Genomic DNA, 1,471 nt, shown 5'->3' with positions numbered 1-1,471 from the left:
CTCTTCAAAACTCTCCGTTAAAAAGTCAAACTTCCATTTATATAGGGAGTTATATACTCTAGGTATTGATTGCCTACGAGCAATATTTCCCTTAATTTGGGGATTTTTAGATACTATTGAAATAATATTTGATTTTAATTGATGTAATTCTTGACTTGAAAGATACCCTTCCGTTGGTAATTTAACTTTTAAAATAAGATCTTGATAATTAAATTCCCAATAGAATGTTATTTTTTTATTAGAAATGGTTTTATCTAACCATCCTGGTTCCCAATTCATAATTGGATTATTATTACCACTGTAAATATTCCAGGCTATTTCGTTTTTTGAATTGGATTTTAGATGTTTGTAAAGGTAATAAAAAGCAGTGAAATGCGTACGATACCCGTTCTTGCGCCAAGAATCTTTATCTTTAATATTAGTTAAAGTAGGAAGTAAGTTCTTAATGGTTTTACCTTTTTTTAACTCGACTTGCAAAGAGTCCATCCAATCCCTGTATATATAGTGCTCACTATCAATGTTATTAAAGGCAGACATGATATCATTTAAGCAAAAAGTATTAAAGTGCTTATGTTTTGGAATCTGACAAATTTGAGAAGATCCAAACAGGAAAAGAATAAATATAGCATCTTCGCTGCTGTGAAAACCATCGTAGGTTGCAGTAAGTTGGTCTTTTTTGGCTATAGTGTCAACTTTCATTTCGATTACTATATATTTTAGGTCACCATTATTTAGTGTTATTTCAATAACAAGATCCACTCTTTTTCCACTTCCGATAGAAAATTCGGGTTTACACTCTATAAAATCAATATCCGAACTTTTGAAAGGGGGGAGGATGCCACACATTTTATATAAATTGCGAAGCACATTTGATTTTTCGTTGTGATCAATCAATTCATTGCTTGAGTCTAACAACCATTTTATAGCACCTGTATGAACTTTTTCAAACTGATACCCTACAATATCTACAAAATTAGATCTCACAGTAAAAAACATCCTTTCATAGTGGGAAATTTGATTATATACGAAGAATAAAAAAACAGCTATCTATTCTTCACGTTAAATACAATTTTAACGAACAAATGTTCTTGTCGTTTTGAAATCATATTCTATTTACTAATTCGCTTGAAAATTTCATTATGGATGATTCATACGTCATTCATACTATAACATTTACAAACTATTATTTAGTGTTGGGAAAGTAGGACTCTGTACTATAAGGCACTCTTGTATTCATTACCTGATAAATGGTTAACTGATCAGCTAATATTTGTTTTTCACTGGCATGGTATTCTTTAAATACTTGTAGTAAATTGAAGTAGACGGGTGTTTCTTCATAATATAATTCATTGTATGCTTCAATAAGATCTTCGAAATTATACTTCAAACCTTTACTGAAACATACTTTTTCATGTTTAAAACGAGGTTCCTCAAAGTAATCTTTTATTTCATTCCAAGCTGTCTCAATGTC

2 protein-coding genes are annotated in these 1,471 nt (G+C 30.3%); both read right to left on the bottom strand.

Features of this window, described 5'->3' with window-relative positions:
- On the bottom strand, positions 1–996 hold a 996-nt coding region (locus tag FOT98_RS30460), incomplete at its 3' end, for a PD-(D/E)XK nuclease family protein (RefSeq protein ID WP_144291230.1).
- Between the two features lie 187 nt (positions 997–1,183).
- On the bottom strand, positions 1,184–1,471 hold a 288-nt coding region (locus tag FOT98_RS32765; protein WP_144291229.1), incomplete at its 5' end, for a hypothetical protein.

This window comes from Bacillus sp. HY001, from assembly GCF_007558965.1.
Classification (GTDB): Bacteria; Bacillota; Bacilli; order Bacillales; family Bacillaceae_G; genus Bacillus_A; species Bacillus_A mobilis.
The sequence above is the reverse complement of the archived record's forward strand: the minus strand, read 5'-3'. Positions and strand labels throughout refer to the sequence as shown.